The sequence below is a fragment of the Mesorhizobium sp. CA14 genome, assembly GCF_020165195.1.
Taxonomy (GTDB): Bacteria; Pseudomonadota; Alphaproteobacteria; order Rhizobiales; family Rhizobiaceae; genus Mesorhizobium.
The window spans coordinates 62066-81478 of record NZ_JAIUHR010000026.1; the positions used below are offsets into that span (position 1 = coordinate 62066).

The following is a 19413-nucleotide window of genomic DNA, read 5'->3' on the forward strand; positions in this document are numbered from 1 at the left end:
GTCGCCTCCCGCACGCGCGCCCAGCGGCGCGCCACTTCAATGCGGGCCGCTTCTACCTGATCCGGTCGAGGATGGAAACGTAGTTGGCCACCGCTGCGCCACCCATGTTGAAGATGCCGCCGAGCTTCGCGCCCGGCACCTGGATGCCGCCGGCTTCGCCGGTCAGTTGCATGGCGGTCAGCACATGCATCGACACACCAGTGGCGCCGATCGGGTGACCCTTGGCCTTCAGGCCGCCGGAGGGATTGACCGGCAGGCGGCCGTCCTTGGCCGTCGTGCCATCCAGCGCCAGCCTGGCGCCCTCGCCTGGCTTGGCCAAGCCCATCGCCTCATATTCGATCAACTCGGCGATGGTGAAGCAGTCATGCGTCTCGACGAAGGAGAGGTCGTCGAGCGTGACGCCGGCCTTCTTCAACGCCTGCTCCCAGGCGCGCTCGCAGCCCTCGAAGGAGAGAATGTCGCGCTTCGACATCGGCAGGAAGTCCTGCACGTGCTCGTTGGCGCGGAAGGTCACGGCGCGGCGCATCTTGAGCGCCGTTGCGGTGTCGGTGAGCACAAGCGCGGCGGCGCCGTCCGAGACCAGCGAGCAGTCGGTGCGCTTCAGCGGACCGGCGACAAACGGGTTCTTCTCGCTTTCCTGGCGACAGAACTCATAGCCGAAATCCTTGCGCATCTGGGCGTAGGGATTGTCGACGCCGTTTTTGTGGTTTTTGGCCGCTATCGTGGCCAGCGCATCCGACTGGTCGCCATAGTGCTGGAAATAGGCCTGCGCGATCTTGCCGAAGACGCCGGCAAAGCCTGCCGGCGTGCCGCCCTCTTCCGGCAGATAGGATGCCTTGAGCAGGTTCTTGCCGATCTCGGGAGCAGGCGTCGTCGTCATCTGCTCGGCGCCGACCACCAGCACGATGCGGGCGGCGTTGGAATCGATGGCGCGGATGCCTTGACGGACGGCGGCCGAGCCGGTGGCGCAGGCGTTCTCGACGCGGGTGGCCGGCTTGAAGCGCAGCCGGTCGTCGGCCTGCAGCACGAGGCTCGCGGTAAAATCCTGCGGCGAGAAGCCGGCGTTGAAATGGCCAAGCACGATCTCGTCGACATCGTCCGGGCCGATGCCGGCGTGGTCGAGCGCCTCGACGGCAACCTTGGTGATCAGGCCCTCCAGCGTCTCGCCCTCGAGCTTGCCGAAGCGCGAATGCGCCCAGCCGACGATGCATGCGGTCATGGCAACCTCCATCTGCGCCGCAGCCTAGCACGATCCTTCGCGGCACGTGATTCAATACTGTTCAACAGTGAACCGTTTTCCAGCCCTCATCCATGGGCCAGCACGACACGATCGGTTGATCCCCGCGCCGATTTTTATTGATTGACGCGTCAATAAAAAATAATCTTGGCTCGAACCGGGCGCAAAAATGCCGAAAATCGGAATGGAGCCAGTGCGCCGCAAGGCGCTGATCGACGCGACGATCTCGGCGATCGGCGAGCGCGGATCGCTGGACGTGACGATGTCGGAGATCGCCGGACGCGCCGGCGTGTCGTCGGCGCTGGCGCATCACTATTTCGGCGCCAAGGACGAGTTGCTGTTCGCGACGATGCGGCACATCCTCGCCGAGCTCAACACCGACACAAGACGCGCGTTCGGCCTCGCCGCCACGCCGCGCCAGCGCGTCTCGGCGGTCGTCGCCGTCAGCTTTTCCGACGACCAGTTCCAGCCTCAGATCATCGCCGCCTGGCTCGCCTTCTATGTCGAGGCGCAGAAATCGACTGAGCTGCGGCGGCTGTTGCGCATCTATGCGCGGCGGCTCAATTCGAACCTGATGAGCGGACTGACCGGAATCCTGCCTCGGACCGAGGCCGACCGCGTGGCGGAAGCGACCGCGGCGCTGATCGACGGGCTCTACATCCGCCGCGCGCTGAAAGACGGCGTGCCCGACGCGCAGACCGCGATCGCGCTCGTGGAAGACTATCTCGAAACCAAGCTCAACGGACGGAGCCTGCCTTGACCACCCGGCGACCCAATTTCCTGATCGTCATGGTCGATCAGCTCAACGGCACGTTCTTTCCGGACGGCCCGGCGGACTTCCTCCACGCGCCGCACCTGAAGGCGCTTGCGGCGCGCTCGGCGCGTTTCGCCAACAACTACACCGCCTCGCCGCTATGCGCGCCGGGCCGCGCCTCGTTCATGAGCGGGCAATTGCCGTCGCGCACGCAGGTCTATGACAACGCAGCCGAGTTCACGTCTTCCATTCCGACCTTCGCCCACCATCTGCGCGCCGCCGGCTACTACACCTGCCTGTCCGGCAAGATGCATTTCGTCGGGCCTGACCAGTTGCACGGTTTCGAGGAGCGGCTGACCACCGACATCTATCCAGCCGATTTCGGCTGGACACCGGATTACCGCAAGCCCGGCGAGCGCATCGACTGGTGGTATCACAATCTGGGTTCGGTCACCGGCGCCGGCGTCGCCGAGATCACCAACCAGATGGAGTACGACGACGAGGTCGTGTTCCTTGCCACGCAAAAGCTTTACCAGCTATCGCGCGAGCAGGACGATGCGGGTCACCGTCCATGGTGCCTTACCGTTTCGCTGTCGCATCCGCACGACCCCTATGTGGCGCGCAAGCAGTATTGGGATCTCTACGAGAACTGCCAGGCGCTCGATCCTGAAACCCCGTTCATTCCGCATAACGAGCAGGATACGCATTCGCAACGGCTCTACCGTGCCAGCGACTATCAAGCCTTCGAGATCACGCCGGAACAGGTGCGCCGTTCGCGGCGCGGCTACTTCGCCAACATTTCCTATGTCGACGACAAGCTCGGCGAGATTCTGGACGTCCTAAAGCGTACCCGCATGATGGACGACACCACCGTCCTGTTCTGCTCGGATCACGGCGACATGCTGGGCGAGCGCGGCCTGTGGTTCAAGATGAGCTTTTTCGAGGGATCTGCCCGCGTGCCGCTGATGATCGCCGGCAAGGGCGTGCCCGCCGGGCTGATCGCGGCGCCGGTTTCCAATCTCGACGTGACGCCGACGCTCTGCGATCTCGCCGGCATCGACATTGCCGCGATCGAACCGTGGACGGACGGCCAGTCGCTGCTGCCGCTGCTCGACGGCAAGGCGCGCAGCGGGCCGGTGCTGATGGAGTATGCGGCCGAAGGCTCCTATGCGCCGCTGGTCGCGATGCGCGAGGGCAAATACAAATTCGTCCATTGCGAGCTCGACGCGCCGCAGCTGTTCGATCTCGATACCGATCCGCTCGAGCGTGACAACCTCGCCGACGATCCGGCGAACGCAGCCCTGGTGGCGGCGTTCATGGACAAGGTCAGGGCCCGCTGGGACATGGCCGCCTTCGACGCCGCCGTGCGCGAAAGCCAGGCGCGCCGCTGGGTCGTCTATCCGGCGCTGCGCAACGGCGCCTACTACCCTTGGGATTTCCAGCCGCTGCAGAAGGCGTCGGAACGCTACATGCGCAACCACATGAATCTCGACAATCTCGAAGAGAGCAAACGGTATCCGAGAGGCGAATGATGGCAGACATTCTCATCCCTACCCTCGACCACCTTAAGCAGGCCTATGCCGTCACCTCGACGGCCACGCAGGTGACGCCGCTCTTGGAGTCGGCGGCTTTAGCCAAGGAGACTGGCGCCGCGCGCGTCTTCGTCAAGCCGGAGTCGCTGCAATGGGCCGGCTCCTTCAAGGTGCGCGGCGCCTATTGGCGCTTGAAGCGATTGTCGCCGGATGAGGCGAAGAAGGGAGTCGTCGCCTATTCCTCCGGCAATTTCGCGCAGGGGCTGGCGGCGGCCGGACAGGCGCTCGGCATTCCCGTCACCATCGTCATGCCGATCGACGCGCCCGCCGCCAAGCGCGACGCGACGGCCGGTTATGGCGCGCGCGTGGTGCTGACCGATCATGGCAACCGCGCGCGTGAGGAGGTTGCGGCCTCAAAGGCGCGCGAGATCGCCGAGACCGAGCACCTCACCTTGCTGCATCCCTTCGACGATCCGGAGATCGTCGCCGGCCAGGCCGGCGCCGGGCTGGAAGCGCTCGACCAGTTGGCCATGAAGAAGGCGCATGCCGATCTGGTGTTCTGCTCGGTCGGCGGCGGCGGACTGATCGGCGGTGTTTCCCTAGCCTTCCACTATCTGTCGCCGGAGACCGAGATCATCGCCGTCGAGCCGGAGGGTTTCAACGGCATGGGCTCGTCTCTGGCGCATGGCGCGATCGAAACCATGCCGATCGGGCCGAAATCGATCTGCGACGGGCTGATGGCGCGCAAGCCCGGCGACGCGCCCTTCGCGGCGGTGACTGCCGCCGGCGTGCGCGGCGTCACCGTCGACGACGCATCGGTGCGGCGGGCGATGAAGATCGCCTTCGAGCGGATGAAGCTGGTGCTGGAGCCGTCCGGCGCGGCGTCGCTCGCGGCGCTGCTCGGCGGCAAGGTGGATGTGAAGAACAAGACGGTCCTTGTGGTCGCAACCGGCGGCAATGTCTCGCTCGCCGATTTTATGGCGCATATGAACAATGCTTGAAGCGGATTTCGTCATCATCGGCTCCGGCTCCGCCGGCTCGGCCATGGCCTACCGGCTGTCGGAAGACGGCAAGCACTCGGTGATCGTCATCGAGTTCGGCGGGACCGATATGGGTCCGCTGATCCAGATGCCTTCGGCGCTATCGATCCCGCTCAACATGAGCCTCTACGACTGGGGTTTTGCGAGTGAGCCCGAGCCGCATCTTGGCGGGCGCGTGCTCGCCACCCCGCGCGGCAAGGTGATCGGCGGCTCGTCCTCGATCAACGGCATGGTCTATGTGCGCGGGCATGCGCGCGACTTCGACCACTGGGCCGAACAGGGTGCCGCCGGCTGGGCGTTCGCCGACGTGCTCCCCTATTTCAAGCGCATGGAGGATTCCAACGGCGGCGAGGACGGCTGGCGAGGCAAAGGCGGCCCGCTGCATGTGCAGCGCGGCACACGCAAGAACCCGCTCTATGGTGCGTTCATGGAGGCAGGCCGCCAGGCCGGTTTCGAGCTGACCGACGACTATAACGGCTCGAAGCAGGAAGGTTTCGGGCCGATGGAGCAGACCATTCTTGGCGGTCGCCGCTGGTCGGCGGCGAACGCCTATCTGAAGCCGGCTCTCAGACGCAAAAACGTTAGCCTGCTCAAGGGCTTCGCCCGGCGCGTGGTGATCGAGAATCAACGCGCGATCGGCGTCGAGATCGAAGCCAACAAAAAGATTCAGGTCGTTAAGGCGCGGCGCGAGGTGATCGTCGCGGCGTCGTCGATCAATTCGCCGAAGATTCTCATGCTGTCCGGCATCGGCCCGGGCGCGCATCTCCAAGAAAACGGCGTTCGGGTGGTTGCCGACCGGCCGGGCGTCGGCGCTAATTTGCAGGATCATCTGGAGCTTTATATCCAGCAAGAATCCACCAGGCCGATCACGCTGAACTCGGTGCTCAATCCTTTCTCCAAGGCGTTGATCGGCGCGCAATGGCTGTTCTTCAAGAGCGGGCTCGGCGCCACCAACCATTTCGAGGCGGCGGCCTTCGTGCGTTCACAGGCCGGCGTCGACTACCCCGATATCCAGTACCACTTCATCCCGGCGGCCGTGCGCTATGACGGCAAGTCGGCGGCGAAGTCGCACGGCTTCCAGGCGCATGTCGGCCCGATGCGCTCGAAGTCCCGCGGCTCGGTGATGCTGCGCTCGCCCGACCCGAAAACGAAGCCGGTGATCCGCTTCAACTACATGTCGCATCCGGACGACTGGAGCGAGTTCCGCCACTGCATCCGGCTGACGCGCGAGATCTTCGGCCAGAAAGCCTTCGACGGCTTTCGCGGCAAGGAGATTTCGCCGGGCAGCCAAGTGCAGACCGACGACGAGCTCGACGCTTTCATTCGCGACCACGCCGAAAGCGCCTACCATCCCTGCGGCACCTGCAGGATGGGCCGCGCCGACGACCTGACCGCCGTCGTCGATCCCGAATGCCGGGTAATCGGCGTCGAGGGCCTGCGCGTCGCCGACTCCTCGATCTTCCCGCGGGTGACCAACGGCAATCTCAACGCGCCTTCGATCATGACCGGCGAAAAGGCGTCCGATCACATCCTTGGCCGAACGCCGCTGGCGCCATCCAATCAGGAACCGTGGATCAATCCGCGCTGGCAGGTGGCGGACCGATAGGGCATTGTCGGGCAGACCGCCCGATCGGCCAACAGTTCTGGAGAAAGCCATGCGCGCCCAACCGACGGCATCGCACTACGTCAACGGCCGCTACATCGAGGACGAAGGCGGTGCGCCGCTGCCAGTGATCTATCCGGCGACGGGCGAGACCATCGCGACACTGCATTCAGCGACGCCGAACGTTCTGGAGTTGGCGATCGAGGCCGCGCGCGCCGCGCAGCCGGCCTGGGCGCGGCTGAAGCCGGTCGAGCGCGGTCGCATCCTGCGCCGCGCCGCCGACATCCTGCGCGCGCGTAACGCCGACCTCGCCCGCATCGAAACACTGGACACCGGCAAGGCGATCCAGGAGACGCTGGTGGCGGACGCGCCTTCGGCCGCCGACTGCCTGGAGTATTTCGCCGGCGCGGTCGCCGCCTTCAATGGCGAGATGATCGATCTCGGCGGACCCTTCGCCTACACGCGGCGGGAGCCGCTCGGCGTTTGCGTCGGCATCGGCGCCTGGAACTATCCGATCCAGATCGCGGGCTGGAAGTCGGCGCCGGCTTTGGCCATGGGCAATGGCATGGTGTTCAAGCCATCGGAGAACACGCCGCTATCGGCGCTGGCGCTGGCCGAGATCTATTCAGAGGCCGGCCTGCCCGACGGGTTGTTCAACGTCGTGCAGGGTTATGGCGATGTCGGCGCCGGTCTCGTCGGCCATGATGTCGTGGCAAAAGTTTCGGTGACCGGCTCGGTGCCGACTGGCCGCAAGGTGCTGTCGCTTGCCGGCTCGAAGATGAAGCACGCGACGATGGAGCTCGGCGGCAAGTCGCCGCTGATCGTCTTCGACGACGCCGATGTCGAGAATGCCATCGGCGGCGCCATGCTCGGCAATTTTTACTCCACCGGCCAGATCTGCTCGAACGGCACGCGCGTCTTCGTGCAGAAGGGCATTCATGACCGCTTCGTCGAGCGGCTTGTCGAGCGCACCAAGAAGATCCGCATCGGCGATCCGCTCGATCCGGAAACGCAGATGGGTCCGCTGGTCAACAAGGCGCAGCAGGACAAGGTCGTTTCCTATATCGAAGCCGGCAAGCAGGATGGCGCCAGCCTGGCCTGCGGCGGCAATTTGCCGTCGCTGCAGGGTTTCGAAGGCGGTTTTTTCGTCGAGCCGACGGTGTTCACCAATGTCGCCGACACCATGCGGATCGCGCGCGAGGAGATTTTCGGACCGGTGATGAGCGTGCTCAAATTCGACAGCGAGGACGAGGTGATCGAGCGCGCCAACGACACCGAATTCGGGCTCGCGGCAGGCGTGTTCACCCGCGACCTGGCGCGCGCGCATCGCGTCATAGCCGAGCTGCAGGCCGGCACCTGCTGGATCAACGCCTACAATCTAACGCCGGTGGAAATGCCCTTCGGCGGGGTCAAGCAGTCCGGCATCGGCCGTGAGAATTCGCTTGCCGCGCTGGCGCATTACTCGCAGCTGAAGGCGGTTTATGTCGAGACGGGAGACGTGGCGGCGCCCTACTGAGATTTCTCCGTCGTCCCGTCCAGATATTGCGTCAGCGCACAGACCAGATGGTAGAAGATGCTGGCGGGCACCTCGGTCGCCAGTGAGCGGCCGCGCTCGTCGATGCGGTCGATCCACAGACCGAGCGGCGCCGGATCGATGTGCCAGCGGAACAGGCGGCCGACGCGCGCTTCGATTTCGGGCTTGAGGTCGGGCCCGCCCGAACCGTCGAGCGCGATCGCCGCCTTGATCGCTTCGGCCTGCGGCCAGCTGCGCGAGACCGTGTCGAGCGGCAGGCCTTGGCGCGAGACGGCGCCATAGGCGAGGCCGGTGGCGCGGTTGAGGCCGTTGGCAATGGCCGAGGCATAAAGCTTGCGGGCGAAGGCGGTGAGTTCGCCCTGGCCGCTGCGGACGGCGAAATCGACCAGCAGCGAGGCCCATTCGAAATGATGGCCGGGCTCGGTCCAGCTCCGCCTCTCATCCGCCGCCGGCTTCCAGCCCTCGTCGAAATATTCGCCCAGCGTCCAGCTTTCGGGATCGAAGAAATGGCTGCGGAAAAGGTCGATGATGCGCGCGGCGCGACGCAGATAGGCGCGCTCGCCCGTCGCCTTATGCCAGGCAAGGAAGGCCTCGAGCAGATGCATGTGCGGATTGGAACGCCGTTCTTCCGCACCGTCGGAGGTTTCCAGAAAGCCGGTCATGCGGGCGTCTTCCAGATGCGCATCGAGGAAGGAAAACGTCTCCTCGCCGAGCCGCAAGGCGTCGGGATGGCCTGACATATGGGCGTGGGCGAGCGCCAGAAGCACGCAGGAATGGTCGTAGGCATCCTCCACCGGATCGGCGACCGAGCCGTCGATGTTGAACGTGCGCACCCAGCCGCCGCGGTCGGTGCGGCCCTGCCCCGCCATGAAGTCGATGCCGTGCGCGATCAGCCTGTCCGCCGGCCCGTCCCAGCCGCGCTCCTTGGCGACCGCGAAGGCATAGACCTGACGAGCCTGCGTGCGCATGCGCTTCGGCTTCGTCAGCGGCGAGGCATCTAAGCCCAGCGCCTCATGGAAGCCGCCATGGCGTTCATCGACGCCGACAGTCGACCAGAGCGGCAGCGTCTCCTCGAACAGCCAGTGGCGCACGCGGCGCCGCCAGGCGCCGCTCTCGATGACGCGGTCATGCGCCGGCGTGAACCTTGTTTCGAGCCGGCCGGATTTCTCCAGTTGCTCGACGATCTTCTTGACGTGCTGGCTGTGGCTGACCGGCGCGACGAACGTGGCATCGGCCGTGGAGACGATCGCCACGTCCTTCATGCCGATGGCCGACAGCAGGCGCCCGTCGCTGCGGATATAGGAGTTCTCGCAATCGATGGCGACGACGTCTCCGGCGATGATGTTGCCCTGTCCATCGGACGGGCCGACATCGAGCAGAGACTGCCAGGAGCCGAGATCGTTCCAGCGGAAGCCGGCCGGCACCATGGCGATATCTTTCGCGCGCTCCATGATGGCGTAGTCGATCGAGGTCGACGGGATGGCCGAATAGAGGTCGAGCGGCATATAAAGGCCGGACAGGTCGCTGGTCGCAGTCTTGTAGGCGGCTTCCGTCGCCTGCCAGATTTTCGGCTCATGGGCCGCGAAGGCGTCGCGCATGGCGGCGGCGCGGAACAGGAAGATGCCGGTGTTCCAGTAGAAGCTGCCGGCGTCGAGATAGGCCTGCGCGGTGGCGAGATCTGGCTTCTCGACAAAACGCGAGACGTCGAAGACGCCGTCCTTGTCAGCCCCGACCTCGATATAGCCATAGCCCGTCTCGGGCTGGGTCGGCTTTAGGCCGAACACCACGAGCCGCCCAGCATTTGCCGCGGCCGCGCCGGCCTCGATGCTTTGCCAGAACTGGCGAGGCGTCGATATCTCGTGATCGGACGGCACCACCAGCACCAGCTCATCGCCATATTCGGAGAGCGTGCGCAGGCTGGCCAGCGCCACGGCGGCGGCCGTGTTGCGGCCCGTCGGCTCGAACAGTGGTCCGCCACCAGCAAGATCAATGCCTGCAAGGTCGGCATGGACGCGCCCGGCATGACGCTCCGCGGCGATCAGGAAAATCGGCGTCTCGCCCTGCGGCCGCGCTGCCAAGCGCCGCAAGGTTTTTGCCAGCATCGAGCCATCGCCCGAAAAGTCGTGGAATTGCTTGGGATTGTCCTCGCGCGACAGCGGCCACAGCCGCGAGCCGACGCCGCCGCTCATGACGAAACTGACGATGCGCTGGCTCATGAACGACCCTGTCAAAAGTCCGGCTCCCATCGGTCGGACTTACGACAAAAGCCTTTAAGCCCACCTTTACCCGACAGCCAAATCCTATGCCATTCGGGCAAGCTCCGTGAAAGAAAGGAAATGCGACAGAAGGACTGCCATTGCCGCTTGCAGGATCGGAAAGCGGCAGCTATAAGCCCGCGGTCTGGTCACGGAGTGTAGCGCAGTCTGGTAGCGCACCTCGTTCGGGACGAGGGGGTCGCAGGTTCAAATCCTGCCACTCCGACCAGAAAAAACAAGCGCTTGGCTCTTCCCGAAAATTGCTATCCGTCTGAAATCCGGACTGCCGTCAATCGTCGCCGTAGCTCTCCGGCAGATGACGCCGTAGTTCCATTGCGTCGTGGAGAACGCGGCCAATTCCGATGACTTCGAGCGTCATCCGGTAGAGCAGGAAATGGCGCGGTCGCAGAACAATGCCGTATTCTGTCCGTGCTCGGTCCCGACTATAGCGCAAGTGATAGCTGCGGATATTGTTTCCCAGATCCGCGCGGGCGATGCTGCCCGCCCGTTCGGGGTCGGCAGCAATGTCGCGCAGGGCCGCGACCAGCAACCCTTCATAACGGACACGCGCGATCTCGCCGAAATTGGCTTCCGTGTAGGCGAGTATTTGAACGATGTCTTCCTTCGCGGCTGCTGAAAGCCGGTACAGGACCATGGCGTTACAAGCCTGGTTTTTTCGCGCGTAGGCTTGCCTGCCGCCCCAGGCCATTCATAAATTTTTCGAGACTGTCTTCAGCAATATCCTCGAAACGGCCTTGCTCGATGTCGTGGAAACCGATGTTGGCGGCCTCCCTGAGCGCAGCCAGCTTTGCCGTCTCCCTCGCCTCGCGTTGCTCGATCAGCCGCAAGCCGTCACGCAACACCTCGCTGGCGTTTTGATAACGCCCGGTTTTCACCAGCCGGTCGATCACCTCTTCGAGGTGTTCAGTCAGGACAACATTGCGTGTCGGCATGGCGGTATCAGCTCCAATTCAACGGGCATGATATAGGGACATGGCATATTATGCCAATACCTGGGTGAGCACCGTCGCTCGAAACATGGCCTGCTCTTAGAAAACTGAATCGCGCGACAACGCTCGACAACGGTTCCTCACTTTGGCCTAATGGCAACCCGCCATGCTCCGGGATGCGCAGGACCGCAGGACGGCGAACCAGGGTTGAGAGTATGAAGTTCACGCCGACGGCCAGGCTACCGACATTCGCATTCCTCCTGTTCGCGGCAGGCTGCTCGTCGACCACCGCGTCGATCAGCCCGGCGAAATACGACAAAATGAACTGCCCCGAGCTCAACAATGCGGTCGGCGAAACCGCGACCGATATCTCACGCACCGCAATCGCTCGCGGCAAGGTCGCCAACACCAGCGTGCCGACATGGCTGCTCGGCGGCGAGCGCGTGAAGACGGCGGTCGCCAACCGCGAAACCGCCCGGATCGAACGGCTGCAGCAACAGCAGCAGGTGATCATCGCGACGCGGAGCCAGAGGTGCCGGTCCTCGCCATGAGGCGGGCGAGGCTAAGCTTCCCCCGGCTTCAAGCACTCATCCTGAATCGTGCCGTATCGATCGCCGCGTTCATCAGCGTCTGGGTGTAGGCTTCGCGCGGATTGTCGAAGATCTCCTGCGTCGGCCCCTCCTCGACGATCTTTCCCTGCTTCATGACGATGATGTAGTCGGCCATGGCGCGCACCACCGCGAGGTCATGGCTGATGAAGAGGTAGGACAACTCGTGGTCGGCCTGCAGTTTGCGCAACAGCTCGACGATCTGCTTCTGCACCGAGCGGTCGAGCGCCGAGGTCGGCTCGTCCAGCACCACTACTTTCGGCTTCAGGATCATGGCCCGGGCAATGGCGATGCGCTGGCGCTGGCCGCCGGAGAATTCATGCGGGTAGCGGTTGCGCGCATTGGGATCGAGGCCGACTTCGCGCAGCGCCTCGACGGCGCGCTGGTCGCGCTGCATGCCGGTCAGCGACGGCTCGTGCACCAGAAGCCCTTCGGTGATGACCTGACCGACGGTCATGCGTGGCGACAGCGAGCCGAACGGATCCTGGAAGACCAATTGCAATTCGCGCCTGAGCGGGCGCATCGCCCGGCGGTCGGCTTCTGAGATGTCGCGGTCGCCGAAGCGGATGACACCATCGCTCGGAAGGAGCCTGAGCAGCGCGCGGCCAAGCGTCGACTTGCCTGAGCCCGACTCGCCGACGATGCCGATCGTCTGGTTGCGCTTCAGTCGGATCGAGATCTTGTCCACCGCCCGCAGCATCAGCGGCTCGCCGCCGAAGAAGCCGCCGCCGATCTTGAAGACGACCTCAACGTTGCGGCCTTCGAGCAGCACCGAGGAACTGGCGGGCGGCGCTGCTTTGGTGCCGGTCGGCTCGGCCGCGAGCAGCATTTTGGTGTAGGCATGCTGCGGGTTGGCGAAGAGCGCTTCCGCCTCGCCCTCCTCCACCACCTCGCCTTGGCGCATGACATAGACCCGGTCGGCGAAGCGGCGCACGATGCCGAGATCATGAGTGATGAAGACGATCGCCATGCCGAGCTTGCGCTGCAATTCGGCGAGCAGCATCAGGATCTGCGCCTGGATGGTGACGTCGAGCGCGGTGGTCGGCTCGTCGGCGATCAGGATGTCGGGATCATTGGCCAGAGCCATGGCAATCATGACGCGCTGCCGCTGGCCGCCCGACATCTCGTGCGGATAGGATCTCATCCGCCGCTCGGGATCGGGGATGTGCACCAGCCGCAAAAGCTTCAGCGCTTCTTCCCGCGCCGCCGCCCCAGATAGCCCCCGGTGCCGACGGATCGGCTCCATCAGCTGGTTGCCGATGGTGTAGAGCGGGTCGAGCGAGGTCATAGGCTCCTGGAAGATCATGCTGATCTTGCGGCCGCGGACCTGGTTCAGCTCGCTCTTGGTCATCTCCAGAAGATTGCGGCCGCGATAATCGACCTGGCCGGTGGCCTCGCCGTTGGAGGAAAGCAGGCTCATCGCCGCCATCATCGTCTGGCTCTTGCCGGAGCCGGATTCGCCGACGACGGCGACCGTCTCGCCGGCATTGACCTTGATGTTGATGCCCTTGACGGCCTCGACCGTGCCGTCGAGGGTCCGGAAGCGGACGCGCAGGTCCTTGACGCTGAGGATCGTTTCGGCGGCCATGTCAGCGATCCTTCGGGTCGAGCGCGTCGCGCAGGCCGTCGCCGACGAAATTCAGCGCGAACAGCGTCGAGACGAGGAAGAAGGCCGGGAACAGGAGCAGCCAGTTGGCATAGCCGATGTTCTTGGCGCCGACCGAGATCAGCACGCCCCAGCTGGTCATCGGCTCCTGCACGCCGAGACCGAGGAAGGAGAGGAAGCTCTCCAGGATGATGACCTGCGGCACCAGGAGCGTCATGTAGATGACCACCGGCCCGAGGAGGTTCGGAATGACATGGCGCAGCAGGATGCCGCGCTGGCCGACTCCCATGGCTTCCGCCGCCTGGACATATTCCTGCCTGCGGATCGACAGCGCCTGGCCGCGCACGATGCGCGCCATGTCGAGCCACAGCACAGCGCCGACGGCCAGGAACATCAGCACGAAGTTGCGGCCGAAGAACACCACCAGCATGATGACGAAGAAGATGAAGGGCAGCGAATAGAGCACGTCGACGATGCGCATCATCACCTCGTCGACCCGGCCGCCGGCAAAGCCAGCCGCCGCGCCATAGATGACGCCGATGACGCCGGCGACGACGCCGGCAAGCAGGCCGATGGCCAAGGATATGCGCCCGGCCATCAGCGTGCGCGAGAGCAAATCTCGGCCGGTGTTGTCGGTGCCGAAGAAGAAATATTGCTGCTTCACGGCCGAGCTCATGGTCACTTCCAGGCCGTCGGGCGACTTGTTCTCGATCCTGGTGTCGTCGAAGGCGTCGGAGCGGTCGAGATAACGGATGTTGCGGTCGTCGATCGGCTTGGTCGAGGTGATGGTCACGATGACGCGATTGCCGTCCTGGTGCCATTCCCTGATGTCCGCGCGCATGCGCTTGATGGCATCGCCCAGCGCACCCTGGATCATGTCGGGTTTCGGATAAGCCGAAAGGCTCGGCGGCATGCGCACATAGTCGCCATAGATGGTGGTGTATTGATGCGGCACGACCCACGGACCGCAAATGCTGATGACGGCGATAAAAGCCAGGTAATAGAGGCTGAGCATCGCGGCGCGGTTGCGTTTGAGCCGGGCCCAGGCATTGCCCCAGAGCGAGCGGCCGACGATCGGCTCGGGAACGGCGACGGCGAGCTCAGTCATAGCGCACCCTCGGGTCGACGACCGCGTAGAGCAGGTCGACGATCAGGTTGAAGACGATGGTGAAGAGCGCGATCACCACCACGGTTCCCATGACCAGCGTGTAGTCGCGGTTGAGCGCCGCATCGACGAAGTAGCGGCCGACCCCAGGGATGGAGAAGATCGTCTCGACGATGATCGAGCCGGTCAACAGCGCGGCTGCGGCCGGGCCGGTGAAGGAGACGATCGGCAGCACGGCGCCGCGCAGCGCGTGCTTGACCACCACCGACCAGTCGGAGAGGCCGAGCGCGCGGGCGGTGCGGATATGGTGCGAACGCAGGCTCTCGATCATAGAGCCGCGCATCAGGCGGGCGACAATGGCGATCTGCGGCAAGGCCAGCGTCAGCACCGGACCGACCTTGTTGATCAAGGCGCCGTCACCCCAGCCGCCAATCGGCAGCAGCTTCCAGGAAAGCCCGAAGACGAGCTGGATCACCGGCGCGGTGACGAAGGTGGGGATGGTGCTGCCGGCGGTGGCTAAAGCGATCACCGAATAATCGCCTATTTTGTTCTGGTTGAGAGCCGCGATCGTGCCGAGGATCGAGCCCAGCACCAGCGCCAGCACCAGTGCCGAGGTACCGATCTGCACCGAGATCGGCAGGCCCTTGGCGAAGAGTTCGGTGACGGTGAAATCCGGCAAATTGTAGCTCGGGCCGAAACTGCCGCGCAAAAGATTGCCGAGATAGTGGACATATTGCAGCCAGAGCGGATCGTTGAGGCCGAACTGGGCTTCGAGATTGGCTCTGATCTCGGGGCTCAAGCCCCGCTCCTGGTTGAACGGGCCGCCTGGCGCGACGCGGATCAGGAAAAACGCCACTGTCACAATGACGAACAGCGTCGGAATGGCGGTCAACAGCCGCCGGAAGACATAACGCAGCATCGGCGCCCCGCTTCAGCCAGGGCGACAGGCTCTCCAATCGAAGATCCGTGGCGCGCCGGCATCTCTGATCTTCGCACCGGGCAGCCCGAAAATCCAATCCGACTTTCGGCCCGGCACGACGACAGACCGCGACCGCCGCTCCCAAAAAGAGAGCGGCGGCACGGCCAAGGTTTCTTGTCAGTCCTTGGAGATGAAGCGGGACGGATGAATGTCCATCACATTGTCTTCGAAGCCATGCACCTTCGAGGAAACGATGTCGTGGTAGCTGTAGTAGAGAAGCGGAATCTCGCCGACGTCGTCGACGAGGATGCGCTCGGCTGCGGCGAGGTCCTTCATGCGCTCCTCAGGCTTGCCCCCGGCGGCAGCTGCCTTGTCCATCGCAGCTTCATAGGCAGGGCTGTTGTAGTTCGAGTAGTTGTTGCCGCTCGCCTTGCGCGAGATGCCGAGGAAGGTCTCCGGATCCTTGTAGTCGGCGATCCAGGCGGCGCGGGCGACGTCGTAGTTACCCTTCTGCTCGAGGAAGCTATAGTGGGTCTTGGTGTCGGTATTGAGCAGCGTCACCTCGACGCCGAGCGGCTTCAGCTGTTCCTGGATGGCGACCGCCGTGTTCTTGTGGTTCTCCGAGGTGTTGTAGCGGATCTCCATCTTCAACGGATGCTCGGGCGTGTAGCCGAGCTTTTCCAGGATCTTCTTGGCCGCATCCTCGCGGTCGATCTGCGGCATGTCGGCGTATTTGGCCAGTGCCGGCGTGTAGCCTTCGATGCCCGGAGGCACCATCGAATATCCAGGCAGCATCGAGTTCTGCCAAACCTTCTCGGCCAGGAAGTCACGGTCGATCGCCATCGAGATGGCGTTGCGCAGCTCGACATTGTCCCAAGGCGCCTTGTCGGTCTTGATCGCATAATAATAAGTGCCGAGATACGGCCCGACACGGACCTGGTCACCGAATTTGGTTTTGAGATCGGCGAGCTGTTCAGTCGGCAGATCGCCATAGCTGTCGAGTTCGCCTGCCTCGAAACGCTTCATCGCCGACGAGCGATCCTCGGTCGGGATGTAGTTGACCACGTCGAGCTTGACGCTCGCGGCGTCCCAGAACTTCGGGTTCTTGACCAATTTCATATGATCGTTGGGAACCCACTCCGCCAGCGTGTAGGCGCCGTTGGAGACCAGCTTGCCCGGCTTGATCCAGTCGGCGCCGAGCTTGTCCATGGAAGCCTTGTTGACCGGATAGGTCGCCTGATGGGTCAGCATCTCCAGGAAGTAGGGCGTCGGAGCCTTCAGCGTGACTTCAAGCGTGTTGGCGTCGATCGCCTTCACGCCCATATCCTCGGCCTTGCCTTTCTTGGTGTTGAAGTCCTCGGCGCCCTTCACCGGATAGAGCATCGAGGCGTATTCTGCAGCGGTGGCCGGATCTTCCAGTCGATGGAACGAATAGACGAAGTCGTCCGCCGTCACCGGGGTGCCGTCCGACCAGAGGCCGTCCTTGCGCAGCTTGAAGGTGTAGACGGTGCCGTCATCCGACACCGTCCAGCTTTCGGCGGCGCCCGGAATGAGGTTCGTCTTCTGGTCATGCATGACGAGGCCCTGGAACAGGTCGCGTATAATATCGGCCTCGTAGACCGTCGACGTCTTGTGCGGATCAACCGTCTCCGCCTCGGCGGCGGCGCCGCGGTTGTAGACGGTCTCGGCGAAGGCCGGCGTGTAGAACGTGCCGGCGGCCAAGGCCAATGTGGTGGCGAACACCGTCGCCTTCAGCAGGTCTTTCAGCATGAAGTTTCTCCCTGTCGGCGCAGCCCCTCAGCCGCGCCTTCTTAAGTTTTGACACCCCGGAACCGTTGAAACGGCCCCGTTTCAGGCGTGCCGCCGGACCTTTCCGGCGGCTGGTGGCAGGAGACTAGACAGAGCGAAATCTTATTTCAACCATTGCCTGCTTGACGCAAAGTGAGCGTCATCACGCTAAAAAAGCGAAAACTAAAGCTTAGAGCTTGCCTTCAACTTGGCACACCTGCCGGTTGTTCGACGCGTTTTCTCTTTTTGCAGGCAGGTTTTGGCATTCTGCGCATCATGCTAAAAAACCGAAAATTCCGCGTTTTGTGGTGTCGTTTCCGGGCTGACGCCACGGGCACGTCGGCAATCGAATTCGCCATGCTGGCGCCGATCTTCATCCTGCTTCTGCTCGGCATGGTTGCATATGGGATTTATTTCGGCGCCAGCCATTCGGTGCAGCAGATCGCCGCCGATGCGGCACGCACGGCGATTGCCGGCCTCAACCAGACCGAGCGGCAGGCGCTTGTTACCGATTTCGTCGCTCACGACGTCTCGGGCTATCCCTTCGTCGATCCCAACAAGCTGACCGTCAATGCGCAGGACAGCGCCGCCGACGGCAGCCAATTCGTCGTCTCGGTCACCTACGATGCGCGCAACCTGCCGATCTGGAACCTGTTCCGGACGCTGCCGTTACCGGGCACGACGATCCAGAGTCAATCGACGATCCGCGTCGGAGGGATATGATGCGGGCCAAGGGGGGATTGATTGCGGCGACGCGTAGGCTGCTCGCCGACCGGAGCGCGAACTTCGCCGTCATGACGGCGCTGTGCACGCCGGTGGCGCTGGCGCTGACCGCCTTCGCGATCGACGAAGGCTCGCTTTACAACGAGCGCCGCGCCGCGCAGTCGATCGTCGACCTAGCCGCCATCACCGCGGCCTCGAACATCACCAATGCCCAGCAGGCGGTGCTGACGACGCTCGCCGACAACGGCATCACCTCGGTCGCCGTACAGCAACAGGGCACCACCGTAGCGCCAACCGCCAGCAAGGCGGTCGTCCAGATCGCGCCGGGACGCTACACGGGCGTCAGCACCATTGCCGCCGGCAGCCGGTTCGAGCCGGGCAAGCTGCCCTACAATGCCGTGCAGGTGTCGCTGAAGAAGCAGGGCACGCTCTATTTCGCCGGCTCGATCATGGCGCCGCCTACTCTCGGCACGACGGCAATCGCCAGCGCGCAGCCGCAAGCTGCTTTTTCGGTCGGCTCGCGGCTCGCCAGTCTCAATGGCGGCATTCTCAACGCGCTTCTCGGCGGCCTTCTCGGCGGCAACATCTCGCTCAGCGTGATGGATTATAATTCACTGGCGTCGGCCGATGTCGACGTTCTTTCGTTCACCGATGTGCTGGCGACGCAATTGCATCTGACCGGTGTGAGCTATTCCGATGTGCTTGCCTCCAAGGCAACGATCGGCCAGATCGCCACCGCCATGGCCAATGTGCCGGGGCTGGACCGCACGGCCAAGCTCGCCCTGCAGACCATGGCCTCCAGCGCCACCAACACCGTCAAGATTCCGCTCAGCACCCTCATCGATCTCGGCTCCGTCGGTGATCTCGGCATCGGGCAAAAGCCGGCCGGGCTCAATGTGACAGCCAGCGCGCTCAGCATGATCACCGCGGCGGCCGCTCTGGCCAACGGCACGAACCAGGTCGCGGTCGATCTCGGCGCCACCATACCGGGGCTGGCATCGACGACGCTTGCGATCGCCATCGGCGAGCCGATGCAGAACTCGGCCTGGCTGGCGGTGGGAGAAGCCGGCACCGTGGTGCGCACGGCGCAGACGCGCATCAAGCTCAACGCCGACGTCACCGTCGGCAATTCCAATCTCGGCGGCGGCACGAGTCTTGTCGCCGTCCACCTGCCGCTCAATCTCGAAGTGGCCTATGCCGAAGCCAAGCTGACCGACATAACCTGCCCGACCGGGCCGTCGAGCATCAATGTCTCGATCGCCGCGCAGCCCGGCGTCGTCTCGGCGCATCTCGCAAACAGCAATGCCAGCGGCTTTGCCGACTTCGCCCAGCCGCAGTCCTTCTCCAACGCCGATATCGCGGACCTGAGGCTGTTGCTCGTCCCGTTGCTGCAGGTGACAGGCTCGTCGGCCTTCTCGGTCACCAATATGGCGCCGACGAACCTGACCTTCAGCGCCACCGATATCGCCAACAAGGCGATCAAGACGGTGTCGACGAAGAACCTGACGCAGTCGCTCACGACATCGCTGGTCAACAACCTGTCGCTTTCGATCAATGCGCTGGGGCTAGGCCTCAATGTGACCGCCCTGCTCGGCACGGTGAAACCGGCGGTAACGACGCTGCTCGACGGCGTGACCGCGCCGGTCGACAGCCTGGTCTACAACGTTCTCGGGGCGCTCGGCGTGCGCGTCGGGGAGGCCGACGTCCGGGTGACCGGCGCGACGTGCGGGCGTTCGGTGCTGGTTCAGTAAGCTGCCCG

General features: G+C 63.9%; 16 protein-coding genes and 1 tRNA gene. 9 read left to right on the forward strand and 8 right to left on the reverse strand.

Features of this window, described 5'->3' with window-relative positions; all coding sequences use genetic code 11:
* Positions 1 to 52: 52 nt before the first annotated feature.
* Positions 53 to 1219, reverse strand: coding sequence for an acetyl-CoA acetyltransferase (locus LB565_RS23170; protein ID WP_224588155.1), 1167 nt, complete (start codon positions 1217 to 1219; stop codon positions 53 to 55).
* Positions 1220 to 1406: 187 nt separating this feature from the next.
* On the opposite strand from LB565_RS23170, the gene betI reads away from it, so the two are divergent.
* From betI to betB, 5 genes are read left to right on the forward strand one after another with little or no spacing between them, the layout of a single operon-like run.
* Entirely contained in the window at positions 1407 to 1997 is a 591-nt protein-coding gene (gene betI / locus LB565_RS23175) for a transcriptional regulator BetI (RefSeq protein ID WP_095766850.1), read from the forward strand.
* Positions 1994 to 3523, forward strand: coding sequence for a choline-sulfatase (gene betC, locus LB565_RS23180; RefSeq protein ID WP_224588158.1), 1530 nt, complete (start codon positions 1994 to 1996; stop codon positions 3521 to 3523). The genes betI and betC overlap by 4 nt, the downstream gene beginning before the upstream one ends.
* Positions 3520 to 4524, forward strand: a complete 1005-nt coding sequence (locus LB565_RS23185; RefSeq protein ID WP_224588160.1) for a threonine/serine dehydratase — start codon at positions 3520 to 3522, stop codon at positions 4522 to 4524. The genes betC and LB565_RS23185 overlap by 4 nt, the downstream gene beginning before the upstream one ends.
* On the forward strand, positions 4517 to 6169 hold the full coding sequence (gene betA / locus LB565_RS23190) for a choline dehydrogenase (RefSeq protein WP_224588171.1): 1653 nt from the start codon (positions 4517 to 4519) through the stop codon (positions 6167 to 6169). Before LB565_RS23185 ends, betA begins: the two co-directional genes overlap by 8 nt.
* A gap of 49 nt (positions 6170 to 6218) precedes the next feature.
* Positions 6219 to 7682 (forward strand): betaine-aldehyde dehydrogenase, encoded by a 1464-nt coding sequence (betB, locus tag LB565_RS23195; RefSeq protein ID WP_224588173.1) that lies wholly within the window; start codon positions 6219 to 6221, stop codon positions 7680 to 7682.
* On the opposite strand, the gene LB565_RS23200 is transcribed toward betB, so the two are convergent.
* Positions 7676 to 9916, reverse strand: a complete 2241-nt coding sequence (locus LB565_RS23200; RefSeq protein ID WP_224588175.1) for an AGE family epimerase/isomerase — start codon at positions 9914 to 9916, stop codon at positions 7676 to 7678. The genes betB and LB565_RS23200 overlap by 7 nt on opposite strands.
* Before the next feature lie 191 nt (positions 9917 to 10107).
* Here LB565_RS23200 and LB565_RS23205 point away from each other — a divergent pair.
* Positions 10108 to 10184: transfer RNA gene (locus LB565_RS23205), tRNA-Pro, on the forward strand.
* A 60-nt stretch (positions 10185 to 10244) separates the two neighbouring features.
* On the opposite strand, the gene LB565_RS23210 is transcribed toward LB565_RS23205, so the two are convergent.
* Positions 10245 to 10664: a type II toxin-antitoxin system RelE/ParE family toxin gene (locus LB565_RS23210; RefSeq protein WP_318012188.1), complete on the reverse strand. Its 420-nt coding sequence runs from the start codon at positions 10662 to 10664 to the stop codon at positions 10245 to 10247.
* Positions 10615 to 10908, reverse strand: a complete 294-nt coding sequence (locus LB565_RS23215; protein WP_224588178.1) for a type II toxin-antitoxin system ParD family antitoxin — start codon at positions 10906 to 10908, stop codon at positions 10615 to 10617. Before LB565_RS23215 ends, LB565_RS23210 begins: the two co-directional genes overlap by 50 nt.
* Positions 10909 to 11120: 212 nt before the next feature.
* Between LB565_RS23215 and LB565_RS23220 the strand changes: the two genes are divergently transcribed.
* The gene (locus tag LB565_RS23220) at positions 11121 to 11456 is read left to right on the forward strand and encodes a hypothetical protein (RefSeq protein WP_224588180.1); all 336 of its coding nucleotides are present in this window, start codon (positions 11121 to 11123) and stop codon (positions 11454 to 11456) included.
* A gap of 28 nt (positions 11457 to 11484) precedes the next feature.
* Here LB565_RS23220 and LB565_RS23225 read toward each other — a convergent pair whose 3' ends face one another.
* From LB565_RS23225 to LB565_RS23240, 4 genes are all read right to left on the reverse strand, one after another.
* Positions 11485 to 13101 (reverse strand): ABC transporter ATP-binding protein, encoded by a 1617-nt coding sequence (locus LB565_RS23225; protein ID WP_224588181.1) that lies wholly within the window; start codon positions 13099 to 13101, stop codon positions 11485 to 11487.
* A 1-nt stretch (position 13102) separates the two neighbouring features.
* On the reverse strand, positions 13103 to 14227 hold the full coding sequence (locus LB565_RS23230; RefSeq protein ID WP_224588183.1) for an ABC transporter permease: 1125 nt from the start codon (positions 14225 to 14227) through the stop codon (positions 13103 to 13105).
* On the reverse strand, positions 14220 to 15143 hold the full coding sequence (locus LB565_RS23235) for an ABC transporter permease subunit (protein ID WP_224515579.1): 924 nt from the start codon (positions 15141 to 15143) through the stop codon (positions 14220 to 14222). The genes LB565_RS23230 and LB565_RS23235 overlap by 8 nt, the downstream gene beginning before the upstream one ends.
* Before the next feature lie 177 nt (positions 15144 to 15320).
* On the reverse strand, positions 15321 to 16913 hold the full coding sequence (locus LB565_RS23240) for a peptide ABC transporter substrate-binding protein (RefSeq protein ID WP_224588185.1): 1593 nt from the start codon (positions 16911 to 16913) through the stop codon (positions 15321 to 15323).
* A gap of 171 nt (positions 16914 to 17084) precedes the next feature.
* On the opposite strand from LB565_RS23240, the gene LB565_RS29960 reads away from it, so the two are divergent.
* Together LB565_RS29960 and LB565_RS23250 are read left to right on the forward strand one after the other, a co-directional pair.
* Complete coding sequence (locus LB565_RS29960; protein ID WP_224588187.1) at positions 17085 to 17654, forward strand: TadE/TadG family type IV pilus assembly protein; 570 nt, start codon at positions 17085 to 17087, stop codon at positions 17652 to 17654.
* A complete protein-coding gene (locus tag LB565_RS23250) occupies positions 17651 to 19405 on the forward strand; it encodes a TadG family pilus assembly protein (RefSeq protein WP_224588189.1) in 1755 nt (584 codons plus the stop codon). Before LB565_RS29960 ends, LB565_RS23250 begins: the two co-directional genes overlap by 4 nt.
* Positions 19406 to 19413: the final 8 nt, after the last annotated feature.